This is a genomic window from Thermoleptolyngbya oregonensis NK1-22 (genome assembly GCF_032705245.1).
Lineage (GTDB): Bacteria > Cyanobacteriota > Cyanobacteriia > Elainellales > Elainellaceae > Thermoleptolyngbya > Thermoleptolyngbya sichuanensis.
Window position 1 is genome coordinate 4471715 of sequence record NZ_CP053540.1, and the last position, 19658, is coordinate 4491372.

At 56.5% G+C, this 19658-nt stretch carries 16 protein-coding genes; 10 read left to right on the forward strand and 6 right to left on the reverse strand.

Annotated elements, in window-relative coordinates; genetic code table 11:
* Window positions 1–33: 33 nt before the first annotated feature.
* Window positions 34–534, reverse strand: a complete 501-nt coding sequence (locus tag HNI00_RS18690) for a pentapeptide repeat-containing protein (RefSeq protein ID WP_316788387.1) — start codon at window positions 532–534, stop codon at window positions 34–36.
* A gap of 274 nt (window positions 535–808) precedes the next feature.
* Window positions 809–1810, reverse strand: a complete 1002-nt coding sequence (gene pheS / locus HNI00_RS18695; protein WP_172355415.1) for a phenylalanine--tRNA ligase subunit alpha — start codon at window positions 1808–1810, stop codon at window positions 809–811.
* A gap of 330 nt (window positions 1811–2140) precedes the next feature.
* On the opposite strand from pheS, the gene surE reads away from it, so the two are divergent.
* From surE to HNI00_RS18725, 6 genes are all read left to right on the forward strand, one after another.
* A complete protein-coding gene (gene surE / locus HNI00_RS18700; RefSeq protein WP_277773616.1) occupies window positions 2141–2980 on the forward strand; it encodes a 5'/3'-nucleotidase SurE in 840 nt (279 codons plus the stop codon).
* A gap of 743 nt (window positions 2981–3723) precedes the next feature.
* On the forward strand, window positions 3724–4659 hold the full coding sequence (locus HNI00_RS18705; RefSeq protein WP_316788392.1) for an MBL fold metallo-hydrolase: 936 nt from the start codon (window positions 3724–3726) through the stop codon (window positions 4657–4659).
* A gap of 82 nt (window positions 4660–4741) precedes the next feature.
* Window positions 4742–5743, forward strand: a complete 1002-nt coding sequence (locus tag HNI00_RS18710) for a bifunctional riboflavin kinase/FAD synthetase (RefSeq protein ID WP_316788393.1) — start codon at window positions 4742–4744, stop codon at window positions 5741–5743.
* Window positions 5740–6882 carry a glycosyltransferase family 4 protein gene (locus tag HNI00_RS18715; protein ID WP_316788396.1) on the forward strand — a complete coding sequence of 381 codons (1143 nt, stop codon included), beginning with the start codon at window positions 5740–5742 and terminating at the stop codon, window positions 6880–6882. The genes HNI00_RS18710 and HNI00_RS18715 overlap by 4 nt, the downstream gene beginning before the upstream one ends.
* A gap of 165 nt (window positions 6883–7047) precedes the next feature.
* Complete coding sequence (locus HNI00_RS18720) at window positions 7048–7647, forward strand: J domain-containing protein (protein WP_316788398.1); 600 nt, start codon at window positions 7048–7050, stop codon at window positions 7645–7647.
* Between the two features lie 65 nt (window positions 7648–7712).
* Window positions 7713–7985, forward strand: a complete 273-nt coding sequence (locus tag HNI00_RS18725; protein WP_316788401.1) for a DUF3143 domain-containing protein — start codon at window positions 7713–7715, stop codon at window positions 7983–7985.
* Between the two features lie 209 nt (window positions 7986–8194).
* On the opposite strand, the gene HNI00_RS18730 is transcribed toward HNI00_RS18725, so the two are convergent.
* The 4 genes from HNI00_RS18730 to lysA form a co-directional block, all read right to left on the reverse strand.
* A complete protein-coding gene (locus HNI00_RS18730) occupies window positions 8195–9007 on the reverse strand; it encodes a YdcF family protein (RefSeq protein WP_316788403.1) in 813 nt (270 codons plus the stop codon).
* Between the two features lie 203 nt (window positions 9008–9210).
* Window positions 9211–9966 carry an isoprenyl transferase gene (locus HNI00_RS18735; RefSeq protein WP_172355431.1) on the reverse strand — a complete coding sequence of 252 codons (756 nt, stop codon included), beginning with the start codon at window positions 9964–9966 and terminating at the stop codon, window positions 9211–9213.
* Window positions 9941–10885 carry a diadenylate cyclase CdaA gene (gene cdaA, locus HNI00_RS18740; protein ID WP_172355433.1) on the reverse strand — a complete coding sequence of 315 codons (945 nt, stop codon included), beginning with the start codon at window positions 10883–10885 and terminating at the stop codon, window positions 9941–9943. Before cdaA ends, HNI00_RS18735 begins: the two co-directional genes overlap by 26 nt.
* 705 nt (window positions 10886–11590) lie before the next feature.
* Complete coding sequence (gene lysA, locus HNI00_RS18745; protein ID WP_316788407.1) at window positions 11591–13015, reverse strand: diaminopimelate decarboxylase; 1425 nt, start codon at window positions 13013–13015, stop codon at window positions 11591–11593.
* A 135-nt stretch (window positions 13016–13150) separates the two neighbouring features.
* Between lysA and rimI the strand changes: the two genes are divergently transcribed.
* The 4 genes from rimI (at window position 13151) to HNI00_RS18765 (ending at window position 19346) form a co-directional block, all read left to right on the forward strand.
* Window positions 13151–13774 (forward strand): ribosomal protein S18-alanine N-acetyltransferase, encoded by a 624-nt coding sequence (gene rimI, locus HNI00_RS18750; RefSeq protein ID WP_316788408.1) that lies wholly within the window; start codon window positions 13151–13153, stop codon window positions 13772–13774.
* A 180-nt stretch (window positions 13775–13954) separates the two neighbouring features.
* A complete protein-coding gene (locus tag HNI00_RS18755; RefSeq protein WP_297078682.1) occupies window positions 13955–16426 on the forward strand; it encodes an ATP-dependent Clp protease ATP-binding subunit in 2472 nt (823 codons plus the stop codon).
* Window positions 16427–16743: 317 nt separating this feature from the next.
* Window positions 16744–17739, forward strand: coding sequence for a ketol-acid reductoisomerase (ilvC, locus tag HNI00_RS18760; RefSeq protein ID WP_172355441.1), 996 nt, complete (start codon window positions 16744–16746; stop codon window positions 17737–17739).
* Window positions 17740–18002: 263 nt separating this feature from the next.
* Window positions 18003–19346: a ferredoxin reductase family protein gene (locus HNI00_RS18765; protein ID WP_316788412.1), complete on the forward strand. Its 1344-nt coding sequence runs from the start codon at window positions 18003–18005 to the stop codon at window positions 19344–19346.
* The last annotated feature ends 312 nt before the right edge of the window (window positions 19347–19658 follow it).

Consider the following 19658-nt stretch of genomic DNA (forward strand, 5'->3'; position numbering starts at 1 on the left):
TTAGGGAGCCGCCTAGAAACCCGCCAGAAAATCCTACTTACATCCCAGCGATTCTCGTGTATCAGCGCCAGTCACCGGGTTTATACCTGATGCCGTTTTGCAAAGATGCAGCACTTGCTCTCGATCCAGCATGGCAAAGGTAAAATCGGCTCCGTCCACCTTCGCGCCCTTGAAGTTGCTTTTCAGCAGCATGGCAGAAGTCAGCACGGCATTGCTCAGGTCGGCCCCTGCAAAATTGCTGAGGTAGGCAATCCCATCGGTCATGTCAATTCCTTGCAGGTTGGCCCCCGTAAGCGTGGAGCCATTGAACACAGCCCCGCGCAGGTCAGCACCGCTGAAGTCTGCTCCAGCAAGCTGAGCATTAGCAAACTCGGCTTGAATCAACTGTTGTCCTGAAAAATTTTTGGTGGTGGCTTCTACGTCGTCGTAGGCGCGGATGGCAGCAGAACTCGCGGCGATCGCCCCTTGCGGCAGCCCCATCAGCCCCACCCACAGCCCAAACACCAGACCTAGCAACGCTCGAAGTAAACGCATGGTCGTTTTAGAAATTCACGCTCCCAACGTTAATAAACGTAACATTCTGCCGGCATGTTTTGGCAGCCCACTTCAACAGCTCACTTTAACAGCCCGCTGCAACAGCCCGCTGCAACAGCCCGCTGCAACAGCACAATCTGACCGCACAATTTGGTCTGACCGCACAATTTGGACAGCATAGCAAGCATAGCAAGTTCAACAGCGCAAGTTCGACGGCGCAAGTTCAGCAGAGCAAGCACGGTTCAACCGCCAACTTAGACCATGACTTGCCAGACTAAAACTGTCGCAAAAAGCGCAGATCGCTCTTATAGAGGTCGCGGATGTCGGTCATCTGGTGCAGCACCATCGCAAACCGCTCCACCCCGAAGCCGGCCGCAAAGCCCGTGTAAATTTCCGGGTCATAGCCAACCGCCTTTAGCACGTTGGGATCGACCATGCCGCAGCCCAGCACCTCCAGCCAGCGTCCCCGCCAGCGCACGTCTACCTCCGCCGATGGCTCCGTGAATGGGAAGAAACTGGGCCGAAACCGTACCTCGATCTCGCCAAACATTTCTTCCAAAAAAGTCTTGATCGTACCGCGCAGATCGGTGAAGGTTAGCCCCTCATCCACCGCCAGAATTTCGATCTGGTGAAACACCGCCGAATGAGTCGCATCCACCGTATCGCGTCGATAGACCCGCCCCGGAGCCGCCACGCGGATCGGCGGTTCGTTCGCCTCCATATAGCGAATCTGCACCGAAGACGTGTGGGTTCGCAGCAGGTTGCCATCAGGCAGATAGAACGTATCCTGCATATCCCGCGCCGGGTGGTCAGCGGGCGTATTGAGCGCCTCAAAGTTGTAGTAGTCGGTTTCCATTTCGGGGCCCTGGGCCACGGTATAACCCAGACCCACAAAAATATCGAGCGCCCGGTCGATGGTGCTGGTTAGGGGATGGTTTCGCCCTTGGGGACGGAACGTTCCGGGCATGGTCACGTCCAGGGTTTCCGCGGCCAGTTGGGCCTCAATCTGGGCTGCTTGCAGCGCCGCCTTTTTCTGATCCAGCCCCGTTTGCACGACTTCCTTGACCTCATTGGCCAGGGCCCCAATGCGGGGACGCTCTTCGGCGCTCAGCCGCCCCATGCCGCCCAGCACTTGCGACAGGCTGCCCTTTTTGCCCAAATACTTGATCCGGAGTTGTTCTAAATCTTCGAGGGAAGCAGCAGCGGCGATCGCCCCTTCGGCTTCTTGCTGCAACGTCGTCAACTGGGTTTCTAGCTCTACCAACTGGGTGGTCATACAGGTTGTCTGGCAGGTTGTTCTGAAAGGAATGTCTGAGGAATGTCTGAAAAGGACTGGGGAGAAGTCACCTAGAAGAACCAGGAAAGAGGAATCTCTTCGAGCCAGTCTTCAAGAGCAACAGTCGGCGTAGAACTACAATCCCTACTCCCTTAGTTTACCGATAGTTTACCGAGCTTCATCCCTCAATGACCCTCCTCCCTACAGGATCGCCCTTTACAACAGAAGCATGGCGCAAGCGGAGAATAGCAGAGGAAGAATAGTAATGGATAAGCCAGCCAATCGCTTTCATAATTCTGAATGGGCCTCACCTCAATCAAACCACCCACTATGCACCTCTTAATCAGCAACGATGACGGAATTTTTTCTCTAGGAATTCGCACCCTGGCAAACACCCTCGCCCAAGCAGGGCATCAAATCACCGTCGTCTGCCCCGACCGAGAGCGGTCGGCCACTGGGCATGGGCTAACCCTCCACAAGCCGATTCGTGCAGAGCAGGTCGAAGGCATTTTCCAGCCCAGCGTCACGGCCTGGGCCTGTTCGGGCACCCCTTCTGACTGCGTAAAGCTGGCGCTGGGAGCGCTCCTCAACAGTCCCCCTGACATGGTGCTATCGGGCATCAACCACGGCTCCAATCTGGGCACAGACGTGCTGTATTCGGGGACTGTTTCGGCGGCGATGGAAGGCGTTATCGAAGATGTAACTGGCATTGCCTTCAGCCTCACCAGCTTCTCCTCAAAAGATTTTCAGCCTGCTGCCAACTTTGCCCAGCGGCTCGTTGCCTACTTGGCCGCCAACCCGCTGCCCCAGCCGATGCTGCTGAATGTCAACGTGCCTGCTGTGCCTGTCGAAAAAATTGCGGGCGTAGCTATAACTCGACAGGGACTCCGGCGCTACATTGACCAGTTTGAAAAACGAATTGACCCCAGGGGCAAAACCTATTACTGGCTGGCGGGCGAGCTGTTGGAAGACGTGCCGCAGCCAGACCTAGAACTGGTGGTGACTTCGCAAACCCGGCTCGGTGAAGCCAGCGGAACATGGCTGAATCAAATGATGACCGATGTCCAGGCCATTCGCCAGCACTACATCACTATTACGCCGCTGCAATATAACCTTTCCTGTGCCCACGGTTTGCATCATCTCCGGGATTGGACGTTATCGGTTGAATAAGGAGTCAAGCTCAGCCGCAAGCCAGGCTACAGTCACTCGGCCAGCAGCCACTCGGCCAGTTTGTCAGAGATGGGGGCAAATGCAGCAAATGCAGTATGGGATCGAGGTGGATAATCGGTTAGCCGAAGAACAGCACTCGTTTCTTGACAAATTTCAATCAAATTTCAAACAAAGTTCAAAAGGTTATAGAATCTGAATTTTTTCTATGAATTGCGGATGTCAGCTTCAACTGAATGAAGCATGATGAACGAGCCAGTCGCAAATTTCCACCCTCGCGGGCAAAACCCTAGTGCTGCACCGATGCTGAAAGTTTTTTTGAATTTGGTTCTATGAATTTGCAGCAAACAAAATTTCTTGTGAGATTAGAGCAATGTCATGATGAAGAGGGAACTCTAAGGTCAAGGTGCAGCCGGACGGTCTTTCCCCCTTTACAATAGGGGCATAGCTTGGTGAGTGGTGCGTTGAGCCTGGTTCTACCTCCAGATAGCTCAAGTCAGAGGTACGGTGCAACCAGGGTGAACTGTTCCTTAGGGCATTTGGCGTAGGTAGCATAGGAGTATTGCCAGATATTTGCCGCATATTGTCAATTCTGCTGATGTTGCCGATGTTGTCTAGGGCTGCATACTCGAACCGCCAAACACCTGGAAGCCACCCATTAAGACCCGAAGCATTCACGGATGAGAGCGCACGCAACGAGAAGGTCTTGTTTGGCAGGGCCGACATCAGTCCAGTAAGAACCACAAATGTCTAGCGTGAAAAACCAGTTTACGATTCACTTCTGGGGTGTGAGGGGCAGTATTGCCTGTCCTGGCGCAGAGACGGTGCGCTATGGGGGAAATACCTCCTGTGTGGAAATGCGCGTCGCTGGAGAGCGGCTGATTTTCGATGGCGGCACGGGGCTACGAGTGCTGGGGCAGTCTTTGCTGCGAGAGATGCCGCTGCGAATCAATATGTTCTTTACCCATTCCCACTGGGATCACATCCAGGGCTTTCCGTTTTTTGTGCCAGCCTTTGTCAAAGGCAACAAGTTCAATATTTATGGGGCGATCGCCCCCAACGGCTCCACCATCGAGCAGCGGCTTAATGACCAGATGCTGCATCCCAACTTCCCCGTGCCGCTGCAAATCATGGGGGCGGATATGAACTTCTGCGACCTAGAGATTGGAGAGTCGGTGCAGGTGGGGGACGTGCTGGTAGAAAACGCCCTGCTGAACCATCCGGGCGAGTCGGTGGGGTATCGAGTCAACTGGGGCGATCGCGCGGTTGCTTATATCACCGACACCGAGCATTTTCCCGATCGGCTGGATGAAAACGTCCTCTGGCTCTGTCGCAACGCGGATGTCATGATCTACGATGCCACCTATACCGACGAGGAATACTACTCCGAAAAATCCAGCAAGGTTGGCTGGGGACATTCGACTTGGCAGGAAGCGGTGAAGGTTGCGAAGGCAGCGAACGTGAAGAAAGTCGTGATCTTCCACCACGACCCGCTGCACAGCGACGAGTTTATGGATCGCGTCCAGGAAGACACCCGCAAGCATTTTCCCAACAGCATCGTTGCCTACGAAGGGCTGGAGATTGACGTAATGGCAGAGGCAGCAGCATCCGCAGAATCAGCAGAATCAGCAGACACAACTGACGGCAAGCCTGCTGCTTCGCAAGCCAGCATTTCTGCCTGAGTCTGGGATTAGATTTAGCCTTTGACAGCAGATACAATCCAGGTTCCACCTCGCTCAGCCGCTCTGTGTCAGAATGTAAAGCGTGTGGATCACTTCCTGCTTAGAGACGGTAAAAACCCCGACAGTCGTTGCCCTGGGAAACTTTGACGGCGTTCACCCAGGGCATCAAACTGTGATTGAACCTGTTTGGCTGGCCGCGCAGCAGTTTCGGGCAACTTGTGCTGTGGGTTCTGGCGCGATCGCCCCTGTTCCGACCGTTGTGACGTTCCACCCCCACCCCCGCGAGTTTTTTACGGGCAAGCGCCGCGATTTGCTGACTCCGCTGGCGGAAAAGGTGGCTCAACTCAAACCCCTTGGGGTCGCGCAACTGGTGCGGCTACCGTTCGACCATGCCCTATCGTGCCTGTCGCCAGAGGCATTTGTAGAGCAGATTTTGGTGCGATCGCTGGCGGCGCAGGAAATTAGCGTGGGCGAGAATTTTTGCTTTGGGCACAAGCGGGCGGGCACGGCGGAAGATTTGCGGGCGATCGCCGCTCGGTACGACATTCCCGTTCACATCGTGCCCATGTATACGCTGGACGGCGAGCGGGTCAGCAGTTCCACCATCCGCGACTATTTGCAGCAAGGACTTGTGCGGCCCGCTGCGCGGCTGCTGGGACGACCCTACCTGCTCGTCGGCGACGTAGTGAAGGGGCAGCAGTTGGGGCGATCGCTCGGCTTTCCCACTGCAAATCTGCGCCTGCCCGAAGAAAAGTTTTTGCCCCGGCTGGGCGTGTATGCGGTTCGAGTTTGGGTTCAGACTGAGGCTTTTCCCAACGCCTTAGGCTCCCCCCCCGCAGACCCGGCAAGGCAGCCGCAGCCCGGCGTGATGAACCTGGGCTATCGTCCAACGGTAGACGGCAGCCAGCGCCAGGTAGAAGTTCACCTGCTGGACTGGGCGGGCGATCTCTACGGCAAAACGCTGGTGGTCGGCCTAGAGGCATTTCTCCGCGCTGAGCAAAAGTTTGATTCCCTCGACGCGCTGAAGGCGCAAATTCAGCAAGACTGCGACCAAGCGCGATCGCTCCTCACCACGTCCCCATGACCTCCCAAATCCTTTCCGACTGTTCCGCTCTGCGGCTGCTGTTTCTTTCCACCCCAGTTGCACCGCTGGGCACCGGGCTGGGTGGCGGTGTGGAATTGACGCTGTACAACCTGGCAATAGAGATGACCCGGCGGGGCCACCGGGTGCAAATCGTCGCGCCGCAGGGTTCCCAACTGCCGCAGTCTGCCGACGCGGCCCCCGTGGCGATCGCCCAGATTCCTGGCAAGCTGCAAACCAGCGCCCAGACCCAGCACTATACCGATCCGATTACCCTACCGCCAGAGTCTGTGCTGGGCAACATGTGGGACTATGCCCGCCAAGTGCAGCACGACGTTGATGTGCTGGTGAACTTTGCCTACGACTGGCTGCCGCTCTACCTCACGCCCTTTTTTCAGCGGCCCGTGGCGCATCTGATCAGCATGGGATCGCTGTCGGCGGCGATGGATGCTGCCATTCAGCAAGTCGCCCGCACGTTTCCGGGCACGCTTGCTGCCCACAGCCACGCCCAGGTGGATACTTTTCCAGATGCAGGCGGATTCCGCGTGCTGGGCAACGGTCTGGATCTGTCGCGCTACGAGTTTTGTGCCGAGCCAGAGAATCGACTGGGCTGGGTGGGGCGACTGGCTCCCGAAAAGGGACTGGAAGACGCGATCGCCCTCGCTGCACAAACCCAAATTCCCCTCTCGGTGTGGGGGGCGATGCCCGATCCCGCCTACTGGCAGCAAATCCAGCAGCGCTATCCTGATGCGCCGGTCGAGTACCGGGGATTTCTTTCAACCGAAGAATTGCAGCAAGATCTGGGCCGCTGTCGGGCGCTGGTCATGACTCCTAAATGGGTTGAGGCATTCGGCAATGTGGCCGTGGAAGCGCTGGCCTGCGGCGTACCCGTCATTGCCTACCGCCGGGGCGGCCCGTCGGAAATTATCACCGATGGGGAAACGGGCTGGCTGGTGGAGCCGGACCAGGTAGCTGAACTGGTGGCGGCTGTTGACAAGCTGGGGCAAATCGATCGGGCGGCCTGTCGTCGCCGCGCCGAAGCCCACTACTCGATGCAGGCGATGGGCGATCGCACGGAGCAGTGGTTCCGTGACCTGCTTCAAAAGCGTTCCCCTAGCGCGATCGCCCAGACATTTGGTTAAAATTAGTTAAAAATATGAGCTTAGGACTTACGCAGTTGGACGATGGCTCCCAGGCTGCGCCCGCGAGCCATCGTCCAAAAGCCAAAAAGTTTAATCGCAAGGGCGTAAGTCCTAGCGCTATACGAACTAAAAATTAGGGGCTGCTCCAAAACCGGAGGATTTACAGTGCCAGGGCAATCACCCGATGCGACCTATCCCACGCCACCATCCACCAACTACTACACTGTTCTGGGGCTGCGCCATACGGCATCGGTGCAAGAGATTCGTCGCGCCTATCGAGACTTGAGCAAGCTCTACCACCCAGATACGACGGAACTGCCGCCCGACGTGGCTACGGCCAAGTTTCACGCCCTCAACGAGGCCTACGCCACGCTGAGCAGTCCAGAGCGCCGCGCCGCCTATGACTTGAAAAACGGCTATTCCCGCGTTTCGGTCATCCAGACCCCGGCAAATTTCAACCGTCCCGTTTCCGAAGCCCGCCGCTATCGATCAAGCGCTTATCTTGATCCGAGCGATCGCCCCCTGTCTGCGGGTGAGCTATTTGCCCTGTTCATCCTGGGAGTTACCTTTGTCGCCTGCCTGCTGCTGGTGCTGGCGGTGGGCGTTTCGCGGGGCGAGTTCACCATCGCCAGCCTCAAGTCCGAGCGCTTGGTCGAAATTATTCACCAGGCCACAGCCCACCCTACGGTCTCTCCCCCTGATGTCTCCGATCGTGAGCCAGTGGACTTTGACCCAGAAGCCACGAGCGATGCCGTGATGGAGTGACGCAGGTATTTTTCTCGCTGCTTGATCCCTTTTATTCCGCATATCCCCACACCTCACACCGCCTTATGTCCCTCCCCCCTGCCGATACGCCGCTCTACAATCATCCGCTGCCCGAAATTGAGCAGTGGCTCATTTCGCAGGGCTGCCAGCAAGACCGCGACAATTTGCATCGCTGGTATGTACAAAAGCCTCAGTGGGAAGCAGAAATTGTGATGGATGTAGACTCCATTGCCGTTCGCTATATTGGTGCGGGCGAAAACGGGCAAGATCTGGTGCGATCGTTCAAGTATTCTCTAAGCCGTCGAGACTTGGACGAGGCAATTTTTGTTGGGCCGTGATGCATTGGGCTGTGATGCATTGAGCTGTGATGCAGGCAAGAAGCCGAAGACGACGCAAACGGAAACGCGACGGACTTCTGCAAACCCATCGCGGTAATTGGCGCTCTAGTTAATCAGCGCTCTAATTAACTCAGTTAATCAGCAATCAGTTAATCAGCGCTCTAAGCGGCGCAAGGCGAAAACTTCAGTCTGCTGGTGCAACGGCTGGCTTAGTTTGGGGCGATCGCGCATCCCCGCTCCCGGACTTTTTCCAGCAGTTCAGGGGGCGGATTTTTCAGCGCATCGGGCGAATCTGGGTGAAACCGTCCCAGCAACAGGTAGCTGACCAGGGCGGGATATTCTCGCAGCGCCAAGAGCGATCGCCTTGCAGACGGAATTGGCGCAGTTTCAGCATGGGGAATGACCGAGAAGCCATAGCCCTCAAAGGTCAACGTTGCCCGCTTTAGATGCGCCGGATCGGTGATCAAGATAATCGTCTCTACGCCTTGGGGCCCCAAAATGGTTGCCGTTGACTCGGCTTCGTCCTTGGTAGTGCGGGCACACCGTGTTGCTGCGAGAACCGATAGCGGAATGTTTTGTTGTTCAAGCAGTTCCGCGATCTCCTCCATGTTGTGTTCCATCGTTACAAAGATCCGGGGCGATCGCCCTTGCTTATAGAGATCCACGGCTGTCTTGTAGCGTTGCCCCTCATCGCGAGAATTGCGCGTCAGCACGACAATGGCATCAGCAGTCTGTCCCGAATCGGGGGGTAGGGCAGTCACCAGTGGATAGGTGAGCGCGGCAGCACCCAGCGGCGAAACCATCAGCCAATACAGCACCAACGCGCCCATCAGCAGGCGCTTTAGAGATTTTCGCTGCCGCATCCAGTTTTTTGAACCGGGGATGAGTTTGGGAACGACCCACAGCAACGCCAGCAAGATGACGAATAAGAGCGTGACTTTCGCTGGATTGGTGAGTAAGTCCACCAGTTCCCAGTTCAGATTTGTCCAAAATCGTCCAAGGATTCCGCGCAGGTTTGACATGGTTCACTCCAGAAAATTACGGCATTGCAGATCCAGACAAATTGCCCTGAGAAATTGCCCTGAGAAATTGCCCTGAGATAGAGCTAGTAGGCATTTGGTTAGCAATTTGTCTCATCAGTGAGTGCGCGATTGAAGCCAGTAGGACAGGTGAACTCAGCAACCGATCGAAAACTAAGCAGCTAAATACTATGCGTGTTGTAGGTTTACGAAGAGAGACGACCAAAGCGGCGATCGCGCTGTTGATAGTCCACCAGCGCCCGGTGAAACTCTGCCCGGTCAAAGTCGGGCCACAGCGTATCGGTAATATAAATCTCGGCGTAGGCCATCTGCCACAGCAAGAAGTTACTGATTCGCATTTCGCCGCTGGTGCGGATCAGCAGGTCAGGATCGACCGTCCCCTGGGTATATAAATGCTGAGAAAACAGCGCCTCGTCAATGTCTTCCGAGTGCAGTTTGCCCTGCTCGACCTGAGTGGCGATCGCCCGACAAGCCTGCACAATCTCCTGCCGCCCGCCATAGTTCGTGGCCACAGAAAACTGAATACCTTGATTTTGGCTGGTTTCCGCCATCGACCGCTCAATCTCAGCCCGCAGCGACGCAGGCAGCCTCGACAGATCTCCCACAAACCGAATCCGCACCTGTTCTTCCATCATTTCGCGGAGTTCTTGGCGCAGCACCCGCTCAAACAAAGTCATTAAAAAGTCCACCTCTTCCAGTGGACGACCCCAGTTTTCCGTCGAAAAAGCGTAGGCTGTCAAGGCTCCGATGCCCCAATCTCGGCAGCAGCGCAGCAGTTCCTTGAGGGTATCAACGCCCCGCCGATGACCCATGATGCGCGGCAAGCCCCGCTGTTTAGCCCAGCGACCGTTGCCGTCCATAATCACAGCAACGTGTTTGGGGAGTCGCTCCTGCTGCAAATCTGCGGGCAGGTCTCTAAGAACGGTTGGCTTTGCTGTCATTTTTTCTCCGAGAAGCCGACTTGGAAATGCGAAAGGGAGGGGGCAAAAAGAGCTTGAGCCGATCGATAAACTGGCGACCCAAACTCCGCAACTGGGGGGCGACGGGTTCACGCTCGACCGACTGAGAAAACCGGGCAATGAGCAGTTCTCGCAGCTTGCTGCTCGTCAGGGGACGGTTCAAAATGCCGCCTTCTGCCAGAGAAATTGAACCCGTTTCTTCCGATACCACTATACAGAGGCATTGCTCCACTCGCTCAGTAATTCCCATTGCAGCCCGGTGGCGAGTGCCCAGTTGCCGCGAGGCGCTGCGTTCTGACAGGGGCAAAATTACGCCCGCCGCGGCCAGCCGCGACCCGCGAATCAGCACGGCTCCATCGTGGAGCAGCGTTGAGGTTTGAAAAATAGTTTGCAAGAGTTCCTTTGAAACTTCAGCGTTGAGTTTGACCCCAGGAACCGAAAAATCGCGCTCGTCGATGGGGCGGTTGGTTTCCAAGATCAGCAGTGCGCCCGTGCGATTTTGGGACAGTTCTTTGACTGCATCGACGATTTCATCAATCACGCTGTCAGATTTGGGTACTGCTTCGGTGGCGGGTTTCAGCAGTTGCCAGATTTCGCCGCGCCCAAGCTGCTCCAGCAGCCGCCGAAACTCTGCTTGCAGCATAAAGGCCATGGCCACCGCAGATCCAATGACTAGCTTTTCTAGCACAAAGCTGAGCAGTTGCAGGCTCAAGGCTTTGCTGAGCGCCGAAGCCAGCATCAGCACGATTAACCCGCGCACCATCCACAGCGTGCGGCGATCGCCAATAATCACTAGCACCATGTAGGTCAGCATCAGCACCAATACAACATCAATCCCATGCAGCAGCAAGGACTGAGTCCAGCCAGGGTTTGTCAGCCATTGCTTCAGCAAAGATCCCATCAGTTAATTGGTGCTAGGCATTATGCCCCGTGTAAATTGCAGCTATGGCAGGTGCGATCGCACCTGAAAACAGATTTCCTGAAAACAGATTTTAAGAATGGGGTTAGGGACAGGTATTTCCCGAAATCCGTGGCAAACCGTCCAAAAACGTCTCTTCGCCACAAGAGATACCGTGAAAACCTCAAACCAGGCGATACGTCTTAACCATCCGTTAGAAAACTGTCAGACCCTACGCACTTGCGATAAGTTTTCTGGGTTTTGGACGATTTCTCGCGGGCTGCACCTGCGAGAAATCGTCCAACTGCGTAAGTCCTAGCTGTATTACGGAGGACAGAACGCACCCCCCAATTGTAAGAGCGGGAGGCAAGAAGAACCAGTGAGTGACCGATGGGATCGGAAAACCAAGGGGTTGCCCTTTCCCTGATACACGTCCCTAACGGATGACTCCGGAGATCAGACCCGGAAGCAAGCCGGGAAAATCTTGCGGCGCACAAGCGAGATAACGACGGAAAGGGGAGGGGGCGATCGCCCTTCACGCTGCGCTTCCGCGGGTGCATCCCACTTTTGTAACCCTCATCCTAAATTTCTCTCCCAAAGCGGGAGAGGGACTTCCAATCCGGCTCCCCTTCTCCCGCTTAGGGAGAAGGGGCTGGGGGATGAGGGCAAACTTGCAGAACTAGGATGCCCCCTCTTCCCCAATAGCCCTCAGCCCTCACGCCGCACCAGTCGCTCTGGCAGGCGATCCTGGCGGATCAAGTCTTCTACCGTTTCGCGCTGCAAGATCAGGCTGACATCGCCCTGGTTGACCAGCACCGCCGCCGGACGGGGCAATCGGTTGTAGTTGGAGGCCATGCTGTAGTTATATGCACCCGTACCCATCACCACCAGCACGTCCCCTGGCTCAGTGGGGGGCAGTTTTGCGTCTTTGATGACGATATCGCCCGATTCGCAGTGCTTTCCGGCGATCGCCACTGATTCTGTCATCGGGGCCGACAGCTTATTGGCCACCACTGCGCGGTAGACCGACTGATAGGTAATCGGGCGGGGATTATCGGACATGCCGCCATCGACTGTGACGTAGGTGCGAATGCCGGGAACCGTCTTTTGTCCCCCCACGCGATAGGCCGTAACGCAGGCTGACCCAATGAGCGATCGCCCTGGCTCCGCAATCAGCCGGGGTAGCGCCACGCCCTGCTGCTGGCAGGCGCGAATAATGCCCTCGCAAATCACCTTCACCCACTCCTCAATGCTGGGCGGATCGTCCGACTCGGTATAGCGGATGCCCAGTCCACCGCCAATATCCAGCTCACTAATCGGCAGCCCATACTGCGCCGCTTTGCTTAGCCATTGCACCATAACGCTGGTCAAATCCTGATGGGCCTGTAGCTCAAAAATTTGCGACCCAATATGCGCGTGTAGTCCAACACACAGCAGCGCAGGCTGCTGGCTAACATAGGCAAACACTTCGTCCAACTGCTCAGGATCGAAGCCAAACTTGCTGTCCAAATGTCCGGTGCGGATGTATTCGTGGGTGTGGCACTCGATGCCGGGGGTCAGGCGCAGCAGAATGCGAATCGGCTGGCCGCCAGCAGTTTCCGAAGTTTCCGAATCGGCCGCCAGAGACACCAGGGTTTTCAATTCCTGCCAATTGTCCACGACAATCGTGCAGCCCGCGCTGACAGCCAGCGACAGTTCCTCAACCGACTTATTGTTGCCATGCAGGTAAATCTTGTCGGGCGACACGCCTGCTTTCAGCGCAGTGTAGAGTTCCCCGCCAGAGACGACATCCAGCCCTAACCCTTCGCTATCTACCACTGCACACACAGCCAGACAGTTCCAGGCTTTGGAGGCGTAGATCACCAGCGACTCGCCCGGATAGTATTGACGAAAGGCCTCTCGATATTGGCGACAGGCTGTTCGCAGCGTTTCTTCATCTAATATGTACAGCGGCGAACCAAATCTCTCCACCAGCGTTGTCACGTCGCAGCCGCCGATTTCCAGATGATCCTGTGCGTTGGCGCGGGCAGTCAGCGGCATTAGAACTTGATTCGGTGAAGCAGTCGCAGGGTCTAACGTAGGCAAGTATTGACGACCAGAGTTGTCTAGAGCAGGTGCAGGAGTCGAAACCATCGGGCGGAACTGTCCTTGTCTTTACAGGAGGGTTTGCAGAGGAATGCTAGAGGGAATGCCAATTTTTCTAGTTTACAATTGGCACCTACCCTTCTTGGAGGGATTGAAGATGGATTTTCTGGATCGCAGATAGGCATGGACGCGCTATATCTGTCGCTGTTGACACGGGATCAAGTCGATGCCGCCGTAGCGCTGGATCGGCAGTGTTTGGGTGGCCTGTGGACGGAAGACGGTTATTTGAGAGAAATTGACAGCCCGAATAGCACGCTGCTGGCGCTGACCGCTGCGGCAGGAGATGGGGAAACCTCGCTCGCTGGGCTGGGCTGTCTGTGGATGATTCTGGACGAGGCGCACATCACAACGCTGGCAGTGCATCCGGCACAGCGGGGGCGGGGGCTGGGGCAACTGCTGCTGACGGCGTTGATGCAGGCAGCGTGGCACCATCAAATGCACTGGGCGACGTTGGAAGTGCGGGCATCAAACAGAGCGGCGATCGCCCTCTATCAAAAATTTGGCTTCACGGATGTTGGCCTGCGGCCCCGCTACTACCAAAACCCCGAAGAGGACGCGCTGATTCTCTGGCGCAGGGGGCTGCAAGAGCCAGACTTCTCAGACACGCTGCGGCAGTGGTGGGGCTGGGTGGGCGATCGCCATCGTCAGCATGGGTGGCACCTGATCCCCGCCCAATCCCCTACCCAGAAAGAGGCAGGCGATCTGGGATTTTCTGCCATCCCTCTTGACATAGGTATCTTTTCCTAGCAAGATCCCCTTCGGAGCGGCAAGCGTGCGATCGCATTCTTCGCTTGCATCCTTTGATGCGCTCGTTTCGGGATCAGGGTCTTGGCTGGGGTCGGTTGTCTCTGTTGAGCAGCCGGGTGGATTCACTTACCCTATGCTAGAATCAGCAGTACCGGCACGCAGCAGGTGATAGAGACTGCCATGTTTGAACGCTTCACAGAGAAAGCCATTAAGGTGATCATGCTTGCCCAGGAAGAAGCTCGTCGCCTGGGTCATAACTTTGTAGGAACGGAACAGATCCTCCTGGGTCTGATTGGAGAAGGGACCGGCGTCGCCGCCAAAGTGTTGAAGTCGATGGGGGTCAACCTCAAGGACGCTCGGATTGAAGTTGAAAAGATCATCGGTCGCGGGTCGGGCTTTGTGGCGGTCGAGATTCCCTTTACCCCACGGGCCAAGCGAGTTCTAGAACTGTCGCTCGAAGAGGCTCGCCAGCTTGGACACAATTACATCGGTACAGAACACCTCCTTTTGGGGCTGATTCGCGAAGGTGAAGGTGTGGCCGCCCGGGTTCTCGAAAACCTGGGCGTTGATCTCTCTAAGGTTCGCACCCAGGTGATTCGGATGCTGGGTGAAACTGCCGAGGTCACGCCGGGCGGCAGCCAGGGACGCACCAAGACCCCCACGCTGGACGAGTTTGGCTCGAATCTGACCCAGATGGCGGGCGAAGGCAAGCTTGATCCCGTGGTCGGCCGTCAGAAAGAGATTGAGCGCGTGATTCAAATCTTGGGTCGCCGCACGAAGAACAATCCGGTGCTGATTGGAGAGCCGGGAGTCGGCAAGACGGCGATCGCCGAAGGGCTGGCCCAGCGCATCTCCAGCGGCGACGTGCCCGATATTCTCGAAGAGAAGCGTGTGGTGACTCTCGACATCGGCTTGCTGGTGGCGGGCACCAAATATCGCGGTGAGTTTGAGGAACGCCTCAAAAAGATCATGGACGAGATCCGCCAAGCGGGGAACGTCATTCTGGTGATCGACGAAGTTCACACGCTGATCGGCGCAGGCGCAGCAGAAGGGGCGATTGATGCGGCTAATATCCTGAAGCCCGCGCTGGCACGGGGTGAACTCCAGTGCATCGGCGCAACGACGCTGGATGAATACCGCAAGCATATCGAGCGCGATGCGGCTCTGGAGCGCCGCTTCCAGCCCGTGATGGTGGGTGAGCCGTCAGTGCAGGACACGATCGAGATCCTGCGGGGTCTGCGCGATCGCTACGAGCAGCACCACAAGCTGAAGATTTCCGATGCGGCGCTAGAGGCTGCTGCTAAGCTGTCTGACCGCTATATCTCAGACCGCTTCCTGCCCGACAAGGCCATCGACCTGATCGACGAGGCGGGTTCCCGCGTCCGCCTGTTCCACTCGCAAATGCCCCCGGCTGCGAAGGAACTGGATAAGGAACTGCGCCAGGTTCAGAAAGAGAAAGACGATGCCGTTCGCAATCAGGACTTTGAGCGGGCAGGCGAATTGCGCGATCGCGAGATGGAGCTACGCGCCGAAATCCGCGCCATTGTCCAATCTAAGCAGAGCGAGGCAACGGGCGGCGAAGATTCCCCGGTGGTGACGGAGGAAGACATTGCCCAAATCGTTGCAGCCTGGACGGGCGTTCCAGTCAACAAGCTCACGGAAACCGAGTCCGAGAAGCTGCTGCACATGGAAGACACCCTACACAATCGCCTGATTGGTCAGGACGAAGCTGTGAAAGCTGTGTCTCGCGCCATCCGTCGCGCCCGCGTGGGCTTGAAGAACCCCAACCGCCCAATCGCCAGCTTTATCTTCTCTGGCCCTACGGGGGTCGGCAAGACGGAGCTAACCAAGGCTCTGGCGGCCTACTTCTTCGGTTCCGAAGAGGCGATGATTCGCCTCGACATGTCGGAATACATGGAGCGGCACACCGTTTCCAAGCTAATCGGGTCGCCTCCCGGCTACGTCGGCTACAACGAAGGGGGCCAGCTCACCGAAGCAGTTCGTCGTCGCCCTTACACCGTGGTGCTGTTCGACGAAATCGAAAAAGCCCACCCCGATGTGTTCAATATGCTGCTGCAAATCCTGGAGGACGGTCGCCTGACCGATGCCAAGGGCCGCACGGTGGATTTCAAGAACACCCTGCTGATCATGACCTCCAATATCGGTTCCAAGGTGATCGAGAAGGGCGGCGGCGGTCTGGGCTTCGACCTGTCTTCGGAAGACATGGCTGAGTCCCAATACAACCGCATCCGTTCTCTGGTGAATGAGGAACTGAAGCAATACTTCCGCCCTGAATTCCTCAACCGTCTAGATGAGATTATCGTCTTCCGTCAGTTGACGAAGGACGAGGTGAAGCGGATTGGTGACATTCTCCTGCGGGAAGTATCGGGTCGCTTGCTGGAGCAGGGCATTACCCTCGAAGTCACCGAGAAGTTCAAAGATCGCCTAGTGGAAGAGGGCTATAACCCCAGCTACGGCGCTCGTCCCCTGCGCCGCGCCATTATGCGCCTGCTAGAAGACTCCCTGGCAGAGGAAATCCTCTCAGGGCGAGTCAAGGATGGCGATGTGGCCGTTGTGGATGTAGGCGAAGACGGACAGGTAAAGGTGCTTCCGGGTGAAAAGCGGGAGTTGCTGCCTCAGTCTGCGGAGTAGCGGTCGTAGCGGTCAATTGCTATAGCTGTAAATAGCTGTGGCGGTTAGTAGCTGTAGCTGTAAGTAGCTATGGTGTAAGTAGCTGTAAATAGCTGTAAGTAACTGCTGTTTGCAAGCATTATCTAAGCACTGTCTTGTGTTGAGGGCTGGGTTGCCTGATGGGTGACCCAGTTTCTTTTTGCGCTGATTCGGGCCATGCCTTTCACCCACTCCCCTCCGTTTGGTAGAATCAAATGCTTGACATTTGCAAGATTTACCGATTTGCAAAGACCAATTTGCAAGACAGATAACCCTCGCTTCACGGAGATTCCTTCCCTATGGCTCGGATGTATTACGATGCAGACGCGAATTTGGACGTTTTGGCTGGCAAAACGATTGCCATTATCGGCTACGGCTCGCAGGGCCATGCCCATGCCCTGAATCTGCGCGACAGCGGGCTGAATGTGGTGGTTGGCTTGTATCCGGGTAGCAAGTCGGCTGCCAAAGCTGAGGCGGAAGGGCTGACCGTGAAGACGGTGAGCGATGCTGCTGCTGCCGCAGATTTCATCATGATCCTGCTGCCGGATGAGGTGATGAAAACGGTCTACAAGAACGAGATCGAAGCGCAACTGACCGCAGGCAAGGTGCTGGCATTTGCCCACGGCTTCAATATTCACTTTGCCCAAATTGTGCCCCCTGCGGATGTGGATGTGGTGATGGTGGCTCCTAAGGGGCCGGGACACTTGGTGCGGCGCACCTATGAGCAGGGTGAGGGCGTTCCGGCGCTGTTTGCGGTGTATCAAGACGCAACGGGACGGGCACGCGATCGCGCGATGGCCTACGCCAAAGGTATCGGCGGCACCCGCGCAGGCATTCTGGAAACCACCTTCCGTGAAGAAACCGAAACCGACTTGTTTGGCGAACAGGTGGTGCTGTGTGGCGGTCTCAGCGCCTTAATCAAGGCGGGTTTTGAGACGCTGGTGGAGGCGGGCTATCAGCCGGAACTGGCATACTTCGAGTGTCTACACGAGGTGAAGCTGATTGTTGATCTGATTGTAGAAGGCGGTCTGGCAAAGATGCGCGACAGCATCTCTAACACCGCAGAATATGGCGACCTGACTCGCGGCCCGCGCATCGTCACCGACGAAACCCGTGCGGAAATGAAGAAGATCCTGACAGAGATTCAGACGGGACAGTTTGCTCGCGAATTTGTGCTGGAAAACCAGGCTGGCAAACCGGGCTTTACCGCCATGCGCCGCCGCGAGGCCGAGCATCCCATTGAGGAAGTCGGCAAAGATCTGCGAGCCATGTTTAGCTGGCTGAAGAAGGCCTAGCCTGGGGTAATTGCTCCGCGGCGCTGAGGCGAGAGCATATTGGAGTTAGGACTTGGAAAGACCTGTTTGGCGCGATCGCCAGACAGGTTTTTTGTTGGGTCAGAGTATTTCTCTCTAGAGGCATAGGGACGCAGAGGGGCGATCGCCGCCTGAGGTAGAGGAACTCCTGCTTGCAAACAGATTATCTTACGGTTGCGCCGTAACTCCTGACGCATCGGCCTCTATTCAGCCGTTACTCAGCCTCTATTCTTGAACCGCTAATCATGAAGACTATCTTGACCCATAGTCCAATTGCGATCGCCATCTTTTGGATCTCCATCTATCTGGGACTGACGCTCGTTCCGCTGCTGGTGCTGCTGCTCTATCCGCCGATATCCAGTGAAGCGCGGGGCTTCTGGGTTGAGTTTTCGGTGGCGCTGGGATTTGTGGGGCTGGCAATGATGGCGCTGCAATTTGCGCTGACGGCGCGGATCAACCGGGTCGAGGCTTCTTACGGGATCGACATTATTCTGCAATTTCACCGCTACATCTCCATCGTGGCGGTGCTGTTTATCCTGGTGCATCCGGCGATTTTGTTTATTAACCAGCCGGAAACCCTGGCTCTGCTCAATTTTCCAGAAGCGCCGTGGCGGGCCCGATTTGCCGTCATGGGGACGCTGGCGCTAGTGGCGCTAATTATCACCTCGATTTGGCGCACGCGGCTGAAAATTCCCTATGAGGCGTGGCGCACGCTGCACGGATTGCTGGCGGTGCTGGCACTGGGGCTGGGGCTGGCGCACGCGATCGGGGTTGGCTATTACCTATCGCTGTTTTGGAAGACGGTGCTGTGGGGGGCGATCGCCCTCGCTGCCCTCTGGCTCTTGGTCTATGTGCGTCTGGTGAAGCCGTGGATGATGTTGAAAAAGCCTTACCTAGTGGAAGCGGTCGAGTCTCAGCGGGGCGATAGCTGGACGCTGGCGCTGCGACCCCACGGCCACAACGGCTTCACCTTCCAGCCGGGCCAGTTTGCCTGGATCACGCTGGACGTATCGCCGTTCCACATGCGCGAGCATCCCTTTTCGATGTCCTCCAGCGGCAGCCAGTCCGACCGTATCGAGTTTACGATCAAGGCGCTGGGCGACTTTACCCGCGAAATTAAGCACGTACCGCCAGGAACGCGGGCTTACCTGGACGGCCCCTATGGCGTGTTCACGAGCGATCGCTATCCAGACACCGCCGGGTTTGTTTTCATCGCTGGGGGCATTGGCATCACGCCGTTTATGAGCATTCTGACCACCCACGCCGAACGCGGCGATGATCGCCCCCATCTGCTGATCTACGCGGGCGATCGCTGGGACGACCTCACCTTCCGCGAGGAGCTAGAAGCCCTGAGGGACAAGCTGGATTTGCAAATCGTCTTCGTTCTCCGCCATCCCAACGAGGGCTGGACCGGGGAATCGGGCTACGTTGATGAAGCCCTGCTAGAACGCTACATTCCCCACTATCGCGGCAGCCGTCAATACTTTATCTGCGCCAGTCCCCGCATGATGGATGCGGTCGAAGCCGGACTCCACCATCTCCAAGTGCCGCCCACGCACATCCACATGGAACACTTCAACCTGGTGTAAATCGCTTCACAGAGTCATGAACGGAATCATGACATTGCTGGAAGCCCTACAGGAGCTTGGCAGGCAATCCGAAGATCGCAAATCCAAAATCGCAAATCCAAGATCGAGAATCGACACATTTCCCTATGCGCTACATCCTGATGCTGCAACTGGTTTCTATCATCACCCTCAACTTGGTGATAGGGTCAGCGCTATTTGCTTGGTTGCAAAGTCGCTCCGCCCCAGAAGCGCCCGATGCAACGTCAGATCAGCAAAGTCTGAATCTTCCGCAAGACACTGACTAAGCGTTTAAGCGCCTAGCTTGGCTACTGA